Origin of the sequence: Bifidobacterium dentium JCM 1195 = DSM 20436 (genome assembly GCF_001042595.1) — a bacterium.
GTDB lineage: Bacteria > Actinomycetota > Actinomycetes > Actinomycetales > Bifidobacteriaceae > Bifidobacterium > Bifidobacterium dentium.
On sequence record NZ_AP012326.1, the window covers coordinates 2,072,097 to 2,091,792 of the forward strand.

Consider the following 19,696-nt stretch of genomic DNA (forward strand, 5'->3'; position numbering starts at 1 on the left):
ACCTCACCCCAGGCGGCGGAGACGATATCTTGCGAACCGTGCCGAAAATGGCACCCCTTCTCGATATACTTGAGCTGTTTATGCCATTTCTCGAGAGTTAAGGTAATCCGCATATGCGCGTCTTGTTCGTATGCACCGGCAACATCTGTCGCTCCCCCATGGGGGAACTGCTGTTCCGTATGTATACTGCCGGAACGTCCATTGAAGTGGATAGTGCCGGCACGCATAGTCTGATCGGTCACGAGATCGACGATTCAAGCGCCGCATTGCTTACGTCGGCCGGCATCGACTCCTCTGCATTCCGCTCCAAGCAACTGACCCGCCAGATTGCACAGGAATGCGACCTGATACTCTGTTTTGAGGAAGAGCAGCTCCATAATATCGTTGGCATTGCGCCTGCCGCCGTACACTATACGTTCACGCTGCCGGATTTTTCGAATATGTGCGCCTATTGTGCCCAGCAGAACATGATTGAAGGCTTCACGTTGCCGGAGCGCCTGCAGTCGGTAATCGCACAAGCCACGACGATTCGACCGATGCTGCCGCAAGCCGCCACCATCGCCGACCCGTATCGCAAGGATTTTTCCGCTTTTCGCAGGGCCGTGGATGCCACAGATACCGCCATCCGCAATATTATGAAGTCGTTGAGCTTCGGCACGTCCGCTTCCGCGATGGATATGCTACCGTTGACCGCTTCGCTTGCCGATGCCTCGAATCCGCCATATTACCGTGGTGACGTGATGGCCGGAAACTGGTCATGGCCGATCATGCCGTTCGATAACGCCATAGTACCGGTAGGTGTGGCTGAAAAGAGCGACGGCACCGAAACGATCGCCGATTCTTTGAAGACAACAATGATCAGGCCGGATGGCAACGATACTATCGCACTACCGACTGGAGTTCCTTCCGAGGCCGGTCATGCCAGCAATACCGATGCGATGCCGCAAATCACCGAGGATACGTCTATTCGCGACGTGGCGGTGAATGCGGAGTCCCGGAGCCGCAAGCGGCGAATCATCCTGATCGTGTCTGCGGCCGTCGTATTGGCTTTGGCCGCAACCGGCGGCACCGTATTCTGGCATCATACGCAGACCGTGGCCAGACAGAATGCATTCAGTTCCTGCAAGAAGTCGGCGTCCCGTTATGCGAAGGTCAAAAAGCAGTATGATTCCGCGATTCAGAGCGCGAACTTGCTTACCGCGATTCCCGCAAGCGAACTGACCGACGCAAGCACCGTCGACACGTTGAAGTCGGAGCTTACCTCCGCTTATGATTTCATTCCGACCACACAGTGTGTGGCTTCGCTTTCGACCGCGAATCTGACACAGGCCACGGAGCAGAACAGTAAGAACGCCGCCGCCATGGAAAAAACGTTGAAGTCGTTGACGAAGGCCTCCAACGCCGTAACCAAGGCGCATGACGCACAAGCCGCTTCTAGCGTAAGTGCCGCCAAGCAGGCCCTCCAGACTACCATCGAGCAGGCCACGAAGCTGTTGGAATCCAGCAAAGACAACGTGGCCGACGAACAGACCCGAACCGATCTGCAGAAGGCGATAGACGACGCCAACACCCTCCTGCAGAATGATGACGGGACCATCGAGCAACTCACCAAGGCACGTGAGGTGATTGACAAGGCCATACAGGCTGTCACCGATTCCGTGGCGCAACATAACGCCGACAGCCAAGTGTACGAGAAGTCACAGCAGACTACGAACAGTTCGAATAGCAGGCAGCAGACCTACTACAATCCGAGCGAATACAAGACGAACGCTTCAACGGAAACGCACGGCACCAATGGCAACAATAATACAAACTCCAACTCCGGAAACAAGCTGACGCCGACCAGCAAACCGACTGTGTCTCCGACTGCGCCACTGAATCCATCCATCGATCCGACCCAAAATCCCGAGCCCACTCCAGAGCCAACCGTCAATCCCTCACCTACAGTGAATCCCGAACCCACTCCGGAACCTACGACCGATCCCACCGAGGAACCGAATCCAAGCCCGACCGAATCCCCGGATTCAGGTTCGGACGCTCCATCTCTTTCCTCCGTGGACGCGGATAAATAGTTGGAATACGTACCTAAACAAAAGCGAGTGGTGCGACTATCCTGGCGGTAGCCGCACCACTCGTACGTCAGGGGTTGCCCGTACGCAATCACTCTTTGGTCTTATCCTCATAGACGATTTGCGGCGTATAAGGCACTGGCGTCTCGTCAAGTTTCAAATCGGACGCCCCTGCAGCTGTCGTCACATTATACTCCACGACCGCAGTACATCCAGGGTCGATGAGCACGCCGACATTGGTGTAATAGTCACGCCCATCCGACTTGATTTTGCTGAACTGCTCACCTTCCTGTACGCGGGAGGCGGAGTTGTTGCTGACCTTGATGTCGGAGACACTGCCACCAGCCGGAGGCTCGATCACGTAGATGTGCCAAAGCACGCCTGGCTGGGCTTTGCTAATCATGACGGTCGCAAAGGCCCTTTCCTCGTCGGACATGTCACCTTGTGCGATAAGATCTTCAAAGAAACTTGTGGGGAAGGTGGAGGTGATGTATTCCGGAGTGGACTCCACTTCCTCCGGCTTCATCGAGTTGGCGATGGTATAACTCACATGCCATGTGGTGGTGCCATCCTGGTTGATCTTCATTTTGGTCACCACTGCGCTGCGTTTGGCATACCAATCCATCTTCGACCAGCCCATCTCATTGACGAACAGTCCTGTTTCCGGCTGCTTCGGGTCGTTGGATAGCTCTCCATTCCATTCACTCTTGCCGGAATCAACGAAACCGACGTTGTAGATATGGCGCTGCTGGCCCAGTACGGACATGGTTTTAACCAAGGAAAACATGTTTTTGGCGTCAAATGATCCGAATACCTTCTGCATAATCAGCTGGGCGGATTCCTTGAAGAACGCATCCTGCTGATTCTGGTCTGGAATATCGCGGTAGACGGTATTCGACAGGTATTGTGCCGTGTTGTTCCCGTCGAGTTGAACGCCGTTGCTAAGAGTCACTTCGCCGAGTATGCCCAATAAGCTCTGCAACGCATAAGGATCAAGAGACATCACACCTTTAATGGTGTCGTTGGCTCCAAAGGACTGCTGCTTCCACACTCCGGTAGCATACTTGGCTACAATCGGAAAGTTCGGCGACACCGTTGCTATACGAATATCCCCACCATAATCGACGCCGAATTGGGAGATTGCATACATCTGATTGATTTGCTCAGTGCCGTCTATGTCGCCGACAAGCTGGAATTCCGAATCAGAATGGAACTCCCCCACGGAGATTTTGCCATCTTCGACATCCAATGATCCGATAGAGCCGGGAACCCCACCCGCTGCCTGAGCCTCCGCGTTACTCTGCACCATAATCAGGTACTTTCCTTCGCCACCATCCACGAGTTGGGAGAACATGGACACGACTTTTGTCAGTTGATTGCTCTGATTGGCTACTTTGGCAAACAACGTGGTGCCAGTTTCCAACACGTTACGAACCTTGCCGACATGCGATTCGGGGGCATTTTCCAAAGCCTTGGACTGCTTTTGGATTACCGTATTCGCCTGCACGATCGTGTCCGCCATCGATGACAGCGGCTTGACATTCAACGTACCGCCGGAGGCGATATCCTGCTGTTGTAGTTTCTCCAATGCATCGCTGACATTGGGGGCCACATCGTTGGACATGGTGTCCAGAGCCGTCACCGCAGTCCTTACCGCCGAGAAATCATCCCCGAAATAAGGAATCATTGTGCTTATACGCCATACAATGCCGTCCGTCTGAGATCGGGCTGCCTTGGTCTCCTGTTGAAGCTGCGCCATTTTATCGGCCAGAGCAGGCAAGGCGGATGGTATATCGGAGCCGATGGCCGACTGAACAATGGAAACCGCTTGAGTAGCGTGTCGTTTCACTTGCAGCACACTGCCGACCAGTAACGCACAGTAGATGACGATGACGCCAAGAACGGCGGCCACTGCGATGGCAACTTTTTTTGCGGCACCGCCTTTTGCCATCCTCTTTATTCGACTAGTAGCATGATTAGCCATATCATTCCCCTCTCTCTTTGCCCATCACATGGCTATGTGTCTACTCGGAAATAGCTGTCGCACTATATTTGTCGATGGCTTCCTGAAGCTTGTTGAGCTGATTGATGTATACGTTCGGATCAGCGGAAGCGGACGTGGTTGCTGTCTGCTGAGCATCGTTCAGAGCCGCGGACAAATCCTGACGGGCGTTCAAATCGTTGGAACGCACGGTACCGAGCACGCTCTGGCCATCATTGACCCTGTTGGCCAGATCAGCCTTTGCCACGGCAACGTCACGGGCGTTTTTGGAACGTTCCACCGCAGTCTTGGCGCTCAGAATGTTCTCAATTTTGTCCCCCAATTCACGTGTGGCTGCAGTAATCTTTTCATCACTGGCCTGATTGTCCTCAGCCGAGGCTGACGCGTCGCAGCCGGTGTCGATCTTCGTCTTCTCATTGCCCTTGTCAACTGCAGTGCGCAAGTCAGCCACCGTCTGCGGATCCTGCACCTGATTTTCCGCAATCTGCAAATCGTCGGCCGCACCATCAACGGTCTTCTTCAAACGTTCCGTATTGGATTGATAGATATCGACGGACTGTTGGCAGGAGCTCAGCACCTCCTGGTTATCGACATGCTGACGAAAACCAAATGCAAGACCCGTCACCACTACGGCGACTGCAACGATCGCGGCGACACCGACCAGCTCGCGGCGATGTCGGTATACGAATCCCTGCGGCTTCACTTCCGCCACGGAACCCCCGATAACACTAACCGAAAGTCCTCTGGAAGCCCCTTCTCCGGCAAGTCGATCCTCCTCTGTTAAGGGAAAATCATACGTCGTCGTGACCCGTGCTCCGTGAGCCCCACCCGGAGCATGCACATCCGGCCATTCCTTGAACTCATTTCCCGTCATACTCCACTAATCCCTTCTGACGTTTCCGACTGTCCTCCCGCACATTATACGGATGTCCCACCACAAAAAGGGGAGTCCGACAACAACCTTGCGCACACATTTAAAGGTGAATACGAAAACATACTTAGGGGAAAGTATCATACGTGTAACGGGGGATGCGGAAACCACCCTAGCATACAAATTTTGGAGAACATTCAAGGGGAGAGCATGACCGAGGCCAAGAAGAAACTGCTCATCGTGCAAGAGGCCATGGGTGGCTGCGGCCGTAACGTCGTGGATATCGTCACCGGCATCGACCACAGCAGGTTCGACGTGACGGTCGCCTACGGAACCGGCCGACTTGATGATTATTACCGCAAGGCCCTGCCCGAAATGGAAAACCATGCGACGCTCATCCCCATCCCCGAACTGATCCGGGATATTTCCGCACCGAACGATATCAAGGCATGGTTACGCGTGCATGCTCTCATCAAGCAAATCAAGCCCGATATTCTGCACTGCCATAGCTCGAAAGCGGGCGTCATCGGCCGCTCCGCAGTCATTGGAAGCCGTGTGGCGAAAGTATTCTACACACCTCACGCCTACGCGTTCCAGGCTCGGGAATTTTCCAAACCCAAAAAGTTGCTGTTTGTGATGCTCGAACGAATGTTCAGCCACCTATTCACTACCTGTACATTCAACGTCTCTACCGGCGAACGCGATATCGCATTGCAGTATGGGATTGACGATCCGAATAAATTCAAGGTCATCTATAACGGCATTCCCGATATCGCATTGCCGTCGCGCGAGGAGGCGTTGCAGTCGCTGGGATTGTCCGGTTTGCCGCAGGACGCGATTATCGTCGGTTCGACCGTACGCCTGGCGGCACAGAAGGATCCAATGACATTCGCGAGAATCGCCAAGATGGTCGTCGAGCGTGATCCGCGTGCGCATTTTGTTTGCGTAGGCGACGGAGATCTGCAGGATGATGTGGCGAGGTTCGTCGAAGACAACGATCTTGGCGGTAACGTACATTTGCTCGGCTACCGGGATGATGCGGAGCGTGTCGTCACGGCGTTCGACGTGTATCTGTTGACTTCACTGTATGAGGGTCTGCCATATTCGTTGGTTGAGTCATTGCGTGCCGGCGTGCCGATCGTGGCTACGAATGTGACCGGCAGCAACGAAGTGGTGAGGCCCGGTGTGAACGGCTACCTGTTCGAGGTGGGGAATGTGGAGGATGGCGCACGCCAAGTGGAACGCGTCATCGCTGAACGGTCTTGCAATGGCAGGTTCTCTCCTGATGCCGTTCGTAATACGTATCTCGACAAGTTCACGTCGGAACGTATGCTTGACGGCGTGCAGCAAAGCTATCTAGACTGAACGGTGGCCTGTGACGTCTACCCTCGCGTAAGCTTGCTTCGCACCAGTCCGAACACCCAGCACACGGTCTCTTCCCGTAGCAGAAGGCCGGCAGCCAGCCACACCGAACAATATGCGAACATGCCTGCCACCACCTGCACCGCGCATCCCATTGACAGACCGGGAGCGTTATATAGCAACATCGACAGGGTCGCGAACGAGCACGCGTGGCAACCGCCCATACGGCATAGTCGCCCCAAGTTTACTGACTTGCAGAGCACGTCCCAGGAGTAGTGCATTTGCATCGTGCAAATGACGATCTCCGCAACCAGCATGGATATCGCCGCTCCTGTGGCACCGAAACGCGCGTCCAGCAGCAGATTTCCCGCAAGACTGATTGGCACGCCCATCAGATTAGAGGCGGCAAGCCTATTTTCGCGGTCAAGCGGAGTAAGAATGCACAATCCCAAAAACGTACTCATACAGGAAAAGAAGCTTACCAATCCGATGATTCGCACCGCAATGGCGGCATCGAGGTACTTCTCCGTGGATACCCATATGGTCAATGGTTCGGCTTCCATTACCAGATAGCAACATAGTCCGAGACAAAGGTTGCAAATGGCGCCGAAACCTTTGCCGACAAGATCGTGATATTGCCGCATGGAATGTTTCGCATAATATGACAGACGCGGTACCAGCACTCCGACGATTGCGTTGATCACGCTCCAGCACACGCCCTTGAGTTTAGCTGCAAGCTGGTAGAAGCCGACCTGCATATTGTTGGCGGAAAGCATACCCAGCAGGATACTGTCGAAGAACAGGTAGATCGATGAGGCGATTGACTGTATCGCGAACGATGCGAGCGGTTTGACGTGACGCCTGATACGGAGCGGTACCGGCGTGCGTAGGTCAATCATGTTGCCGAGCCGAATCAGATTGAGCACGTTGTTTCCACAGGTTACGAACGCCGTTATCGCGCCATAAATCAGATAGTCGCCGTCGGCCCGCACAAAAATAAGCATGGCGACGAACGAGAGCGTTTTAAACACAACGCTGCGTATGGTGATGTATTCGTACTCCTCCATAGCTTGGAAGAACCATTCCACCCCGTAGGAAAGCAGTAACGTGCTGACGAGGAACATAAGCATCAGTACCGAAAGCCCACGCAGCCTAGGTACGAATACTATGGTCAGCGCGAAGCATCCCAGTACCGTCGACGTACAGCCGGTGATGATGATGAGCAGCTCTTTGACCACGGACGCCAATTGGCGTTCGTCATGGCGCACGCGGGCGCATTCGCGTATGCCGTAGGCTGGTATGCCCACCAAGCAGATCGTCGACAGCCACTGTGAGATGTTCTGGGCGAAGGTGACGTTGCCGTAGCCTTCCACGGAAAGCGTCCTAGTGATGTATGGAATGGTGATGGCCCCAATCACCATGTTGGATGCGGTCAGAATCGTGTTCATCGCTGCATTGAACTTCACGGAATGAGCGAAATGCGTTGGCATCTTGAAACTCCTCGACTCAGCCCAAGACCTTGGCATGGCGACGTTTGAACATGATGAGCACCTTGCGGTACAGGGCAGGTGAAAGACACAGCAGGAGCATTTGCGCGCATTTGGCTTTGGGGATCTCCGGCAGTCTCATGACACGGGGCAGAGCCTTGCGTACGAGCCTGACGGCATGTCGTTCGAAGTCCGCCCATTGCCCGCGTTGTCTTTGCAGAATGATGTTGTTGTAGGTGCCTATCGTTGCGATGAGATGACCGTACAGCATGTAATCGTACGACCGCGGATATTTGGTTCGTACCAGTTCCAGCGCGGTACGGGTCTCGTCGCTTTGCGCGGTGGTGATGCGCAGACGTAGCGTCATCCGCTCGTGCAGATGATAGCAATACTTCGGAGTGGAATCGTAAATCAGCGTCTCGGCCTTATCGATCATACGGAATGTGACGGGGTAGTCCTCGCCACTATGACGATCCACCGGGAAACGTACGTCATCGAATAGTTCACGTCGGTACAGTTTGTCCCATACCGCGACATGGAAGTATCCGGGCAGGTTCACATATTTGAAGGCTTGTTCCGAATTCATGCGGAAACGGCATTCGGTCGCATACGGCACGTATGACTCGCCGTCCTCCCCTACAAGACTGGTACCGATGATGGAGATGTCGGCTTGTTCGCGCAACAGATTACGCAATAGCGTTTCGTACATGTCCTCAGCGATGCTATCGTCCGAGTCCACAAATCCGAGATATTCACCTTGCGAGGCCTCAATTCCGGCATTACGGGCGGCTGATGGCCCACTATTGCGTTGATGGATGACACGGATTCTGGAATCCTGAGTCATCCAACGGTCGCATAATTCCGGACAACGATCCGGTGATCCGTCATCTATCAGAATGATGTCAAGGTTACGGTGGGTTTGTCTCACGATGGATTCCACGCACGCGTCCAAGGACGCCTCGACACCGTGTACCGGGACAATCACGGAGATCAGCGGTTGTTCATCGGCCATACCGTTCCCTTTCGCATCCTTCGCTCAGAAAAATACCTTATAGGGCAGCACACCGAAGTTTCCTCTGATGTAGACCTGTCGGTAACACATGAGGAACGATGCGGCCAGAATCACCAGTTCCACTGCGATCTGCATGCGTTCGCTTAGTGCGGCAAGCAAAGCCGCCAGCAACCAGATGAAAAACATGGTGAAGAAAATGGACATGCGGTTCAAGGTGCCTACGCCAGCGAAAGCGTTGACCATGACCACATAAATCAGTGCTCCCGCCAATAGCAACGGCTCATTGCACTCGGATTGCACCCCTTCACGCACATTGTTCGACTGATTGAGACGCTTCCGCCACACGTAGGCGATATAAACCGACGACAACGCCAGAGTGTATAGCACCCAGAATATCGACGTTCCGGTGTTATTCATCAGCGAGTCATGCTGGTAGTGACGGTATTTGGGAATGAAACCGGCAACCCAGACGATAATGCCTCCACAGTCAAAGAACTGTATCAGGAAAGTTACGACGACAGCCGCTATGGACTGCAGTTCGAAGTGCTCGGATTGCGCCCACCATCTCACGAAAGGGAGAAGCAGTACCACGATGGATGTGATATGGAAGGTCATGGCAAGCAGCACCAAACCCAGCGCGAGCTTCCAGCGTTTCCGTTCGTACAGCATGAACGCAAGCATGCACAAAGCCACTGCGATGTACTGACGGGAGATGTTCAGGGCCGTGAAAAACGTACGCATCCCGAAAATCATCAGGCAGGAGAAGCCCCACCACCGTTCTTCAACGTACTGGTAAATGAATAGGCCAATGGCACTGTATAGCAGGAGACTCTCCAGAACGAATAGTACGGAGTAAGTGGCCCCTGACCAATATATAGCACCATTCAGCAAGCAATAGCCAGCTTCAAAATTGTATTTCAGACATTTGCCCGAGTGTCTAAGCAATCTCGCATACATGGGACTATCCGTACCGACATTGCTAGAACGCAACCCGGAAACGGTCGTCATCATCGTCAGCATCATAACCAGGCCGAAACATCGGAATTGCCGTAGCCTTGGTATCCGCATGAGTAGACATAGCATGCAACAGACCAGCATCAGCACGCCATAAACCATGTCGCCCCCATTCTCGTCATGCCCTTCGTACCCCTAGAATCCAATCCAGCGGTAGTATCCTCGATACAGGCTGCAGAACACAGCGAATATAGGCTCTCCCGCCATCACGCAGCATGTGGCCGCACGATCCTTCAACCGGGCGCCGCTATCGGCTCGGGCCAGAACACAGTATCGTTGGATTTCCTGCCATATGGCTTCCTTATTGCCGTACTCCCGTGCATCCAATGAGGAATACACCGTGCACAGCAGAGCCAAACAGCGCGAAGCGGTTTCCTTGCCGAGTTCAGGATGCCACCGCATCATATCCTCATAAAGCCCATGCGATACACGAATCGCAGACTTCACTTTCTCATCATGAAGCGCACCATAATTCCCCATGATGCCCGAACATCTACGCCTATAGGCATACAGGCTCTCATATACCAGCGCGCTGCCCCGCGCTTCATGCATGATGCGGTAGACGGTTGCCAAATCCTCGTACAACAGGCCTTCCGGAAACACCTTACCGTCGGCTGCAATACTGAGTAGTACGTCTCGTCGACATAGCCTCGCTTGCGCCCCGCAATTAATCCGTTGACGCAGCAATGCTTTCTGAGCGGTCATTTCATCCGCGACTTTCACGTTCTTCCCGACGACTCTCATAGACGGCATTCCGTGGTCTCCATACAATCTGCAGCCACTGCCATCACGAAACGGTCTAAGGTGGGCGAGAGAGGCACAGGGCATGCCGCTCTGCGCGATGGCGGACATGAGCGTGGACAAATAATATCCAGAAACCCAATCATCACTATCCACAAAGGAGATATACTGGCCGCTGGCATGAGTCAAGCCCGTATTGCGAGCCACACTCAAACCAGCATTCTGCTGATGCACGACTTTGAAACGTTCGTCTTTCGCGGCATATTCATCGCAAAGCAGGTCGGAACCATCCGCCGATCCGTCATCAACGAGAATGACTTCGAATGACGGATAGTTCTGTGTTGCCAAGGATTCAAGACATTGACGGAGATAACGTCGAACGTTGTATACGGGAACGATGACGCTGATCAGCTCGTCAAAGGCCATAGCGATCCCCTTTGTTTGATACTATCAAACCCTATCTTTTGCACTCAAACAGCTTTACTTCAGAAGCCAGCAGCCTACATTCCTCCCTTTCCTGAAAGGTTATCGCCGGCCCTGCACAACATCTTTTCTCCCCCCACAACTATATAGTGAAGGTATTGCATGAGGGGCTTGGAATTATCCGAGGGAGATATGACCGATCGAAGAACCAACGAAGAGAATCGCCAACAACCGACCATTTTTCTTGTGATTCCCTGCTATAACGAGGTCGCACAACTTCCCATCACCGCACCGGTATTGCTCGACAAAATCACTGCGATGAAATCCAAGCACTTGATTTCCGATGACAGCCATATACTCCTTGTCGATGATGGCTCGGAAGATGGGATCCGGCAATACATTAGGCGACTCAATGATACTGACTCGTCGCTTTTCCATGGCGTGAAACTAGCCCATAATCGAGGCCATCAGAACGCACTGCTGGCCATCTATGTAATCGTTTCCTGGGCAAGCAACAACGTGGTCTCCGGATGGGGTTCAATCATGTGCTCGCTATGGCTGATAGGTGGATTACTCATGTTGTCCATGGGAATCATCGGCGAATACATAGGGAAAATCTATCTAGCGGCCAAACACCGTCCGCGGTATGTCATCGAGGCCGAGATATGACGCCCGCGCAAAGTCAATCGGATGTATTCCCTCCGACCATTTTTCGTAATCTCCCAACCGAATATAAGAAGGCTCCGATCGTCATAAGGACACGCAGTGATTCAGACAAAACAAGACTTATGCCGCTTCCTATCCGCGGAACGGGGCGCTTACCTGTACGGCGGCCGTATGGATACACTCCTCGCCTATCTCACCGATGATCCAAGAGCTCAGATTTGGCGTTTCCAGAAACGTCTGCGCGTATGTGAATACCGATACAATAACCGGCATAAGACCCCACTTCATTACGTAATGTTTTTATGGGCGCGCAGGAGGAAGAACCGTCTAGGAAGCCGTCTTGGCATAGAGATTTCCGAAAATATCTTCGATGAGGGGCTTCGCCTGTATCATTACGGCAACATTGTCGTTAATGGAGACACACGAATCGGCAAAAACTGCGTGCTGCACGGTGCCAATTGCATAGGGAACGCGGCTAAAGACTTCGCAGCACCTCATTTAGGAGACGATATTGACATTGGCGTCGGAGCATCCATCATCGGCGGCGTGACGATAGCGGATGGAACGATCATCGGGGCGGGAGCCGTCGTCACTCGCTCCATACCGCATAAGAGCACCACTGTGGTCGGCATTCCGGCCAAACCGATACGGAGGGGTGAAAACATATGACTGCCATCAGCTCCCCGCGCACTGCCCAACATCCCAAAAACGCACCATTGCATATCGTGCTTAACGCAGCGGCCGCCATTGTAGCCGTTGTTCTGCTTGACTTGTTCTCACCTGTGCATCGTGCGAATCTGCATCTAATGCCCGACCAGGACTTCTTCCAGCTTGTCGGCAAGGTATGGGCCGAAGGCGGTGTCCCATATCGTGACATATGGGATCAAAAAGGACCCTTCATCTTTTTCGTCAACATGCTCGGATGGAAGCTCACCGGCAACGGGTTCGGCATCGTCATCATTGAATGCGTCTTCCTGCTCATTGCGATGTGGTTCCTCTGGCTGGCCATCGGTACCATCCACGACCATGAACGCCCCTCCAGCAATGACAGGCCCGCTTATTCCCACGCCACCGATGCACTGACGCTATGGATTTGCGTGTTTTGGATCGCAGTATGCTTGCCCGGATCTTGGAATATGACCGAACTGTTCTGCTTGCCGTTCCTAGCTGCGAGCGCATGGCTCGTGATGCGTTCCCTATTCGCCTATCAGGACCATCCCGCGGACCGTGGCGTCTGGCGGATTCCCGGCGCGTGGGTATACGTTCACGGACTGGCGTTCGGTGTATGCTTCATGACCCGCCTGAGCAATGCCGTGGGGGTATGCGTGGGCGTACTGGTGTTGACCGTACTGATGGTAATACGACGGGCTTGGAAGAACCTAGGCACCTGCATTCTGGAGTTTTTAGCTGGCGTAGCAACGTTCTTCGCCCCGTTCGCGGTGTATTTCGCCGCGCATGGTGTGTTCTATGAATTCATGTACGGTACGGTGCTGTATAACCTGCATTATGCCGGTGGGTTGAGCGCTACGTCGGGGCTTCCCGGTATCTCGACGCTTGTCTTGGTGTTCGCGGTTCCCGCTGCAATGCTGCTCGTGGGCATCATTCGTTCAATACGCCGCAAGGCTTTCACATGCGACTCGATTGTCCTCGTGCTCGGCTCGCTGGCATTCTCGGTCCTGTTCTTCCAGATGTTCACCATCCAGACCGGATCCTACCTTCATTACACGGTGATCGACGTGGTCTTCCTTCCTCTGGCACTGGTACCGGCCGCAAATGTTCTGCATAATCAGCTACCACGTATCATGGCGTTGGCATGCGTAGCGTCCTTGTTGCTTGGCTATGCTGGGTTGCGCACCTGTCAGGTCGAGACCTGGCCGGAATTCGACAATACGTGGATCGCCCGATTGGCGAAGCAATCCCAAGGTTCCATAGCGTTCTACAACATGAATGCGTTGGCATACACGCTCAATGATGTGAAACCCGCCTATCCTTACGCGGTTTTCCAGGACTGGCAGGCCGAGTTCAGCGACGATCTGCGAATCAAAATCGCCGACTCCTACGCACAGCCCCGCACCAAGATACTCGTGGTGCAGCAGTACGGCAATCTGACGCCGGTGATCGCGGACTCGTTGAAGACAAGGTACCGGCTTGTCCGCTCCTTTACCGATGATTCCGGCACATACAGCATCTATCAACGTATCGGACACGCAGTCTGAAATGCCTCATTTCGATTCCAAGGAAGTACCAATGTCTGTTTCAATCCCCAAGCAAGAGACCTCAACGGCTGCACCGACGCGATCCCGATCAATCTATGCTCGCATGGTTCCAATAGTAGTGAACTCGCTGTTCGCCGCAGTGCTCATCACGCTTACGGACATCCTCTCTCCCATCTACCCCCGCGTGCTTGAAACGTGGTACTCCGATCAGTACATCTTCGAGCTCACCGGCAAGATGTGGGCCGAGGGCGGCATCCCATACGTGAATTTCTGGGATCAAAAAGGACCTCTGATTTTCCTGTTCAATATGCTTGGATGGAAACTCACGGAATCCTCATTGGGTATCTTCCTGCTCACCATTGTCTGGGCCGCCGTCACCGTGAATATGCTGTATCTGCTTGCTCGGGAATTCACTCCCCAACGGCATGGCACGGCAATGGTGGTAACAATAGCGTGGATATCCGCGGTATGGATCGGCATTCTCTGCGCTCCTTCCTGGAATCTGATCGAGCCCCTCTGTCTGCCGTTCCTCGCCGTTTCCCTGCTGATCGCCGTACGTTGGTTCAAACAGTGCGACAGCGATCACGGGTCCGTGGTGCCGTGGTGGCATCCCTTCGTATACGGATTGTCGTTCAGCGTCTGCCTGTTGTCCCGTCTGACCAACGCGCTATCCGTATGCGTCGGAGTGCTGGTCATCGCCATCATGCTTCTCCGGTGGAAACAGTGGATGGCGCTGCTCAAATGCGCGTTGTCGTTCATCGTCGGCATCGCACTGCCGCTGATACCGTTCTGCGTTTACTTCGCGGCGCATCACGCGTTCTATGATTTCGTATACGGCACGGTGCTGTTCAACATCAGCTACGCGGGCAATTCCGAAAGCCTGCTCTCCTCGCAAATCAACACCATCGTGCTCATACTATGCCTGCCTTGCGCAATGGTGCTCGTATCCTTGGCACACATGCTGCTCGAGCGTCGCTGCAATCCCCTTGACTGGACCATAGCGATATCCGGCATCTTGTTCATCGTACTGTTCTTCAACATCAGCCCATACCAGCATTACGCCGCGGTGGCAGCCATCTTCCTGCCGATTCTTCTGGGTGGTGTATGCCGGTACGCCGATCAACACATCCACATGCACTGGCAGACGCTGGTGGCGTTGGGACTGGTCATGGCCTTGTTGTGCGGGTACCAGGCCAAAGTGGACAATAAGCTCATCTGGTCAGAACCGACGTATGACGAACCAGAATTGGAACAGGTCATCCAAGAGGCCCATGGTGACATAGTCCTCTACAACGTGCTCGTCGGCGCATACCTGCAATACGATCTGAAACCGATGTACCGATTCGCATGGCTCCAGGATTGGGAGGCGTCGTTCAGCGACAGCTATGCGAAACTGCTGCGTGAAGAGTTCGCCACCGCCCGTGCGAAATACATCGTGGTGCAGCCGTATTACACGATGCCGAAGCCTGCCATCGACCGCATCCTTCATGACCGATACAAGCCCGTACGCACCATTACCGTGGAAGGAATGGATACCGTTGTCTATGAACGTCGATAACACCGAATCCAGCAATCCTCATTCTCCGCGGCATCGCAACCTTCATCCGGACCACGTCACGTGTATCGTCTCAGTGGCGCTTATCGTGATGTTCGTCGCATATTCAGCGCTGACTCTGGCAATGATACCGTTGCACGAACCGTGGCGTGACGAGTCGCAGGCATGGCTCATTTCCCGCGACGCTTCACTGGGCGACCTGTTCGGCAGCATACTGCGCGAAGAGGGACACCCGGCACTCTGGTTCCTGATGCTGATGCCGTTCGCCAAAATGGGAGCGCCATACGTCAGCATGCAGATCATCAGCGCCGTGCTCATGATCGCGGCGCTGACAATCCTATACGTGTCCGACATTCCGGTGGCTGTCAAACTGCTTGCCCCCGTCACCTGTCTGTTCGTGTACGAAATCCCCACGATCGCCCGCTCCTACAGCGTGCTGGCTTTGTCATGCGCCTTAATTATTGCGGATTATCCTCATCGGGACAAGCATCCTTACCGGTATGCGCTATGGTTGGCCCTGCTCTTCCAAACCCATGTGTGGGCTTTTGGCTTTACCGGTAGCATGCTCATCGTCTGGCTGTACGACATGGCCCGCAACCGCACTCTGCGCGCAAGGAAAAACTACACCGCCCTACTGTTGCCCGTATTGAGCGCCCTGCTGGCGGCAATCGAGCTTTTCCCCAATGGCAGCAATACTCCGCAGATCACGCCTCTGGCAAACTGGTATCTGTCCAAGGAAGGATTGCTTTGTATCGTATTGTTCATCATAGCTTCCAGCTTTAGCGCAGTATTCGTCTCCCTGTGCACGGTGGCATGGGTGACGGTGGTGATCAACCTCGTCTATTTCGGCGTCAACGCCCAGAAAAACTGTGCTCTGCTCTGGATGCTGGCCGCCGTGGCATTGACATTGATGCTTCATGATGCCCGAAACAAAGCCGCCAACCACAGCCGCTTCCAACGCGTAATAACCATTGGCGTGGCTGTGGCGCTGGCACTTACCCTAGTGCCTAAGACACGCGTCGCATGGCAGGATGCTCTGCAGGACGCCCACACCATCACTTCGATCGGAGCACAATTCGCCCACACGCTTGACGATGACATCGAATCGACAGGAAGCGACGTCATCGTGCCGGTCCGGGATGCCACCTCGGTATATGCGGTAAGCAACTCGCTGCCATATATGAACGCTGATGTCCAAATGTGGAATCCTTTCACCAAGACCCATCTAAGTTATGCCGATCAGCAGTATCGTAACCTCAGCGCCACCGCTGGCAAGCCAAGCCTCCACACCAGTGATTTACCTAGAAACACCGATACAGGCAAAATGCTTTTCGTGGATTGCACCGGTGCCGATGGCACCGGCCAGCCGGATATACTCAGTCACAATCCTCGATACCATAAAATCAGCCGGACTAGCAGCCAGTCGGCGTATAACGACAGGCTGAACCCGGATGTCACCGGCATCAGCTGCAGCGTATACCGACATAACTGATTTCCCCGCAACAATTCATATGAACAAGAACAAGCAATTCATCATCAACCTCGCTGCCTCATTGGTGAACTTTGCCGTCAATATGGGCATCGGCTTCGTCATCACACCGTTCATCGTCGGCAGAGTGGGAGCCGAAGCGTACGGCTTTGCAGGATTGGCCAACACAATGGTGGGGTATGCGACGCTGTTCACCATAGCCTTGAATTCCGTCGCGGGACGGTTCATCACCGTAGCCTATCATCAGGGAGACAAACGCAAGGCCGACACATATTTCTCCTCAACCCTTGCCGCAAACCTTGTTATGACTCTAATATTGACGGTGGTGGCTGTTCCGCTCATCGTCAATCTCGAGTATGTCATCCACATCTCACCCCGCCTGGTGACCGATGTCAAATGGCTGTTCGGCTTCGTCTACCTCAATTTCGTCGTTGCCACGATGTCTTCCGTACTGTCCGTGGCGACATTCATTAAGAACAGGCTGCACCTGTCCAGTTTGGCCAATATCGCGTTTTCCATGGTCAGAATCATTGCCATGGTGGTGTGTTTTGCGCTATTCCCAACCTACGTGATGTTTGTCGGTCTAGCCACTTGTCTTGCACAAATCGTTCTGGCAGCATTGAACTACCTGTTCACCGTTCGTCTTACTCCCGAGCTACGCATTGACCGGAAGGCCATCTCACTTCGCGCCGCATGGACAATGCTGGCCAGCGGCATCTGGAACACCGTAATCAAATTGCAACAGATTCTGCAAAATGGCCTCAGCCTGCTCATCGCGAATCTCGCCATCAGCCCATTGCATATGGGCTACTTGTCCGTCGCTCAAGTCGTCCCCAACGCCTTGGTGAATCTCATAGGCACCATTTCCGGCTTGTTCTCTCCCGAACAGACCAAGCTCTATTCTCAGAAGCACCATGATGCGCTCCTGAGCGAGCTCAAGGCAGGAATGCGTATCACAGGATTATTCACAAACATCATCGTAGTGACATTATTGGTCAATGGTTCGGCATTCATCGCCCTATGGCAGCCCGGACAGAATACTCGCATGATCTACCTGCTGATGATGCTGACCATGAGCGGTTTCTTCTTCACCGGCATAGCGAGCACACTGCAAGCGGTTCCCCTGCTGGTGAACAGATTACGTAATTACTCACTCAGCTGGTTGGCATGCGGCGTTCTCTCGCTTTCCGCGACGTTAGTCTGCGTCAAATTCTCCAATTGGGGCATCTATGCGGTCGCGGCCATCCCGCAATTCGTCGATATACTCGCGAACGTCACTTTCGTGCCCGTATACGCGGCCCTCTGCCTTCGACTGCCATGGTCGAGGTTCTATTGCGTATATGCGCAATATCTTGTCTCCACCATACTGGCGGCCACCCTCGGCGCACTCGCTAACATATTGCTGAGCATTCCGCAAACCAATTGGATCGGGCTGCTGGCGTCATGCGCGATAACCGCATTGCTGACACTCGCATCAGACCTGCTTCTGCTGCTTGGGGAACGGGAAAGAACGATGATTCTGCGCAAACTGACGCGACGAAACAGACCCTGACATCACTTGCCCACCACAACACATGGGACCTGAATAAGGTCATCGACAATCCGCAAACCTGCTTAGCGTCTGGAAGGACTCACCGCTCATGTGGTTATTTTCCATACTGGTACTGATTTTTGCGATTATGCTGGTTTCCGGCATACATGCGCGGGGACATGAACATGACGCATTCATGTCCAAAGCGCAGACCACATCGCTCCGCGGCCTGGCGATCCTCATCGTGGTCATTCACCACCTGGGCCAACGTCTTGATTCAGCATTGCCATTGACGCCCTATCTCATGAACTTCTTCATAGGCTATCTGGCCGTGGGATTATTCTTCTTCCTTTCCGGATACGGCAACATGCTGTCAATATCCCATATGCAACGATCGTTCGCAGGGAAAATGGCATGGATCGTCAAACGCATCATCGGCCTGCTGCTGATCTTCTATGTCGCGGAAGCCATGGCGTTGATCTGTGAGTTGTTGAGTCATCAACCCATCATCCCCAGTCTATGGGGACTCATCACGTTCTCCCTGCCTGGCTGGGATACGTGGTACATCAAAATACAGTTATTGCTCTACGTACTGCTTTTCATTGCCTGGCTACCGGACAAACTGACCGCAAACGCCCGCCTAGCATTGCTTACCGTTCTAGTGGTCATAGCCATTGTCGTTATGAAGCAATGCGGCTTATCCGAATATTGGTGGAACACTTTGCTGTGCTTCCCCGCCGGTGCGTTTTTCGCCCAATACCGGCAGGCGGCCGAACGTCTGCTGCAACGCTACTGGGCATGGGCGGGTTGCGCGTTCACCGTACTCTTTATGCCCGCGTTCCTGCTGAATTATCGAGGTCAGGTCCTCGCCGGCATCCCCGCGGCATTGCTTTTCTGCTGTGCCGTAGTTTCCTTGAATTTCAAGCTCTGTATTTCAAGCAAACCCTTGATATGGCTGGGCACCATATCCTTTGAGATATTCCTCACCCACACCTTCCTGCTGAAGACACTAGTGCTGGTCAATGTCTGGTCCCTGCCAAGGACCCATGCGATGCTGCCTCTGCTGATCGGCACGTTAATCCTGTCGCCAATCAACAAAGCCATCACCGACCGCATCAAAGCACTCATGCCGATATTCAGCAGCAATGCCGCTTCAAGAAAGAAGAATCATGAAGAATAAACAGCGGATTCAGCGCAACGTCCCATCAGAAATTGCCGCGCATCGCGTATCCTGCTACGTGGCCGCGGCGCTCCTCCT

At 53.7% G+C, this 19,696-nt stretch carries 14 protein-coding genes and 2 pseudogenes; 10 read left to right on the plus strand and 6 right to left on the minus strand.

Features of this window, described 5'->3' with window-relative positions; genetic code table 11:
• The first annotated feature begins 113 nt into the window (after nucleotides 1–113).
• On the plus strand, nucleotides 114–2,072 hold the full coding sequence (locus BBDE_RS08730; RefSeq protein WP_003838944.1) for an arsenate reductase/protein-tyrosine-phosphatase family protein: 1,959 nt from the start codon (nucleotides 114–116) through the stop codon (nucleotides 2,070–2,072).
• A gap of 88 nt (nucleotides 2,073–2,160) precedes the next feature.
• On the opposite strand, the gene BBDE_RS08735 is transcribed toward BBDE_RS08730, so the two are convergent.
• Both BBDE_RS08735 and BBDE_RS08740 read right to left on the minus strand, forming a co-directional pair.
• Complete coding sequence (locus tag BBDE_RS08735; protein WP_228369699.1) at nucleotides 2,161–4,053, minus strand: DUF4012 domain-containing protein; 1,893 nt, start codon at nucleotides 4,051–4,053, stop codon at nucleotides 2,161–2,163.
• A 40-nt stretch (nucleotides 4,054–4,093) separates the two neighbouring features.
• The gene (locus tag BBDE_RS08740; protein ID WP_228369700.1) at nucleotides 4,094–4,783 is read right to left on the minus strand and encodes a hypothetical protein; all 690 of its coding nucleotides are present in this window, start codon (nucleotides 4,781–4,783) and stop codon (nucleotides 4,094–4,096) included.
• Between the two features lie 369 nt (nucleotides 4,784–5,152).
• On the opposite strand from BBDE_RS08740, the gene BBDE_RS08745 reads away from it, so the two are divergent.
• Nucleotides 5,153–6,307, plus strand: a complete 1,155-nt coding sequence (locus BBDE_RS08745) for a glycosyltransferase (RefSeq protein WP_012902467.1) — start codon at nucleotides 5,153–5,155, stop codon at nucleotides 6,305–6,307.
• A 17-nt stretch (nucleotides 6,308–6,324) separates the two neighbouring features.
• Here the strand turns inward: BBDE_RS08745 and BBDE_RS08750 are convergent, their stop codons facing one another.
• From BBDE_RS08750 to BBDE_RS08765, 4 genes are read right to left on the minus strand one after another with little or no spacing between them, the layout of a single operon-like run.
• Nucleotides 6,325–7,794, minus strand: a complete 1,470-nt coding sequence (locus BBDE_RS08750; RefSeq protein WP_012902468.1) for a flippase — start codon at nucleotides 7,792–7,794, stop codon at nucleotides 6,325–6,327.
• A 16-nt stretch (nucleotides 7,795–7,810) separates the two neighbouring features.
• A complete protein-coding gene (locus BBDE_RS08755) occupies nucleotides 7,811–8,803 on the minus strand; it encodes a glycosyltransferase family 2 protein (protein WP_012902469.1) in 993 nt (330 codons plus the stop codon).
• Nucleotides 8,804–8,827: 24 nt separating this feature from the next.
• Complete coding sequence (locus BBDE_RS08760) at nucleotides 8,828–9,919, minus strand: EpsG family protein (protein ID WP_003838933.1); 1,092 nt, start codon at nucleotides 9,917–9,919, stop codon at nucleotides 8,828–8,830.
• A 33-nt stretch (nucleotides 9,920–9,952) separates the two neighbouring features.
• Nucleotides 9,953–10,984, minus strand: coding sequence for a glycosyltransferase family 2 protein (locus BBDE_RS08765; RefSeq protein ID WP_003838931.1), 1,032 nt, complete (start codon nucleotides 10,982–10,984; stop codon nucleotides 9,953–9,955).
• 189 nt (nucleotides 10,985–11,173) lie between these two features.
• Between BBDE_RS08765 and BBDE_RS11730 the strand changes: the two are divergent.
• The 8 genes and pseudogenes from BBDE_RS11730 to BBDE_RS08800 form a co-directional block, all read left to right on the plus strand.
• Nucleotides 11,174–11,407: pseudogene (locus tag BBDE_RS11730) on the plus strand (glycosyltransferase); the annotation flags it as partial.
• 60 nt (nucleotides 11,408–11,467) lie between these two features.
• Nucleotides 11,468–11,650: pseudogene (locus BBDE_RS11735) on the plus strand (glycosyltransferase); the annotation flags it as partial.
• 96 nt (nucleotides 11,651–11,746) lie between these two features.
• The gene (locus tag BBDE_RS08775) at nucleotides 11,747–12,316 is read left to right on the plus strand and encodes a serine O-acetyltransferase (RefSeq protein WP_012902470.1); all 570 of its coding nucleotides are present in this window, start codon (nucleotides 11,747–11,749) and stop codon (nucleotides 12,314–12,316) included.
• A complete protein-coding gene (locus tag BBDE_RS08780) occupies nucleotides 12,313–13,863 on the plus strand; it encodes a hypothetical protein (RefSeq protein WP_003838927.1) in 1,551 nt (516 codons plus the stop codon). Before BBDE_RS08775 ends, BBDE_RS08780 begins: the two co-directional genes overlap by 4 nt.
• A gap of 103 nt (nucleotides 13,864–13,966) precedes the next feature.
• Nucleotides 13,967–15,421, plus strand: a complete 1,455-nt coding sequence (locus BBDE_RS08785; protein WP_003838926.1) for a hypothetical protein — start codon at nucleotides 13,967–13,969, stop codon at nucleotides 15,419–15,421.
• Nucleotides 15,422–15,509: 88 nt separating this feature from the next.
• Nucleotides 15,510–16,910 (plus strand): hypothetical protein, encoded by a 1,401-nt coding sequence (locus BBDE_RS08790; RefSeq protein ID WP_003838925.1) that lies wholly within the window; start codon nucleotides 15,510–15,512, stop codon nucleotides 16,908–16,910.
• A 19-nt stretch (nucleotides 16,911–16,929) separates the two neighbouring features.
• Nucleotides 16,930–18,459 carry a lipopolysaccharide biosynthesis protein gene (locus BBDE_RS08795; protein WP_003838924.1) on the plus strand — a complete coding sequence of 510 codons (1,530 nt, stop codon included), beginning with the start codon at nucleotides 16,930–16,932 and terminating at the stop codon, nucleotides 18,457–18,459.
• Nucleotides 18,460–18,547: 88 nt separating this feature from the next.
• Entirely contained in the window at nucleotides 18,548–19,618 is a 1,071-nt protein-coding gene (locus tag BBDE_RS08800; RefSeq protein ID WP_003838923.1) for an acyltransferase family protein, read from the plus strand.
• Nucleotides 19,619–19,696: the final 78 nt, after the last annotated feature.

Excerpts from the sequence above, each read along its gene's own strand:
- BBDE_RS08730 (WP_003838944.1), top strand. The coding sequence starts at position 114 with ATGCGCGTCTTGTTCGTATGCACCGGCAACATCTGTCGCTCCCCCATG.
- BBDE_RS08735 (WP_228369699.1), bottom strand. The coding sequence starts at position 4,053 with ATGGCTAATCATGCTACTAGTCGAATAAAGAGGATGGCAAAAGGCGGT.
- BBDE_RS08745 (WP_012902467.1), top strand. The coding sequence starts at position 5,153 with ATGACCGAGGCCAAGAAGAAACTGCTCATCGTGCAAGAGGCCATGGGT.
- BBDE_RS08750 (WP_012902468.1), bottom strand. The coding sequence starts at position 7,794 with ATGCCAACGCATTTCGCTCATTCCGTGAAGTTCAATGCAGCGATGAAC.
- BBDE_RS08755 (WP_012902469.1), bottom strand. The coding sequence starts at position 8,803 with ATGGCCGATGAACAACCGCTGATCTCCGTGATTGTCCCGGTACACGGT.
- BBDE_RS08760 (WP_003838933.1), bottom strand. The coding sequence starts at position 9,919 with ATGGTTTATGGCGTGCTGATGCTGGTCTGTTGCATGCTATGTCTACTC.
- BBDE_RS08765 (WP_003838931.1), bottom strand. The coding sequence starts at position 10,984 with ATGGCCTTTGACGAGCTGATCAGCGTCATCGTTCCCGTATACAACGTT.
- BBDE_RS08780 (WP_003838927.1), top strand. The coding sequence starts at position 12,313 with ATGACTGCCATCAGCTCCCCGCGCACTGCCCAACATCCCAAAAACGCA.
- BBDE_RS08785 (WP_003838926.1), top strand. The coding sequence starts at position 13,967 with ATGGTTCCAATAGTAGTGAACTCGCTGTTCGCCGCAGTGCTCATCACG.
- BBDE_RS08790 (WP_003838925.1), top strand. The coding sequence starts at position 15,510 with ATGTTCGTCGCATATTCAGCGCTGACTCTGGCAATGATACCGTTGCAC.
- BBDE_RS08795 (WP_003838924.1), top strand. The coding sequence starts at position 16,930 with ATGAACAAGAACAAGCAATTCATCATCAACCTCGCTGCCTCATTGGTG.
- BBDE_RS08800 (WP_003838923.1), top strand. The coding sequence starts at position 18,548 with ATGTGGTTATTTTCCATACTGGTACTGATTTTTGCGATTATGCTGGTT.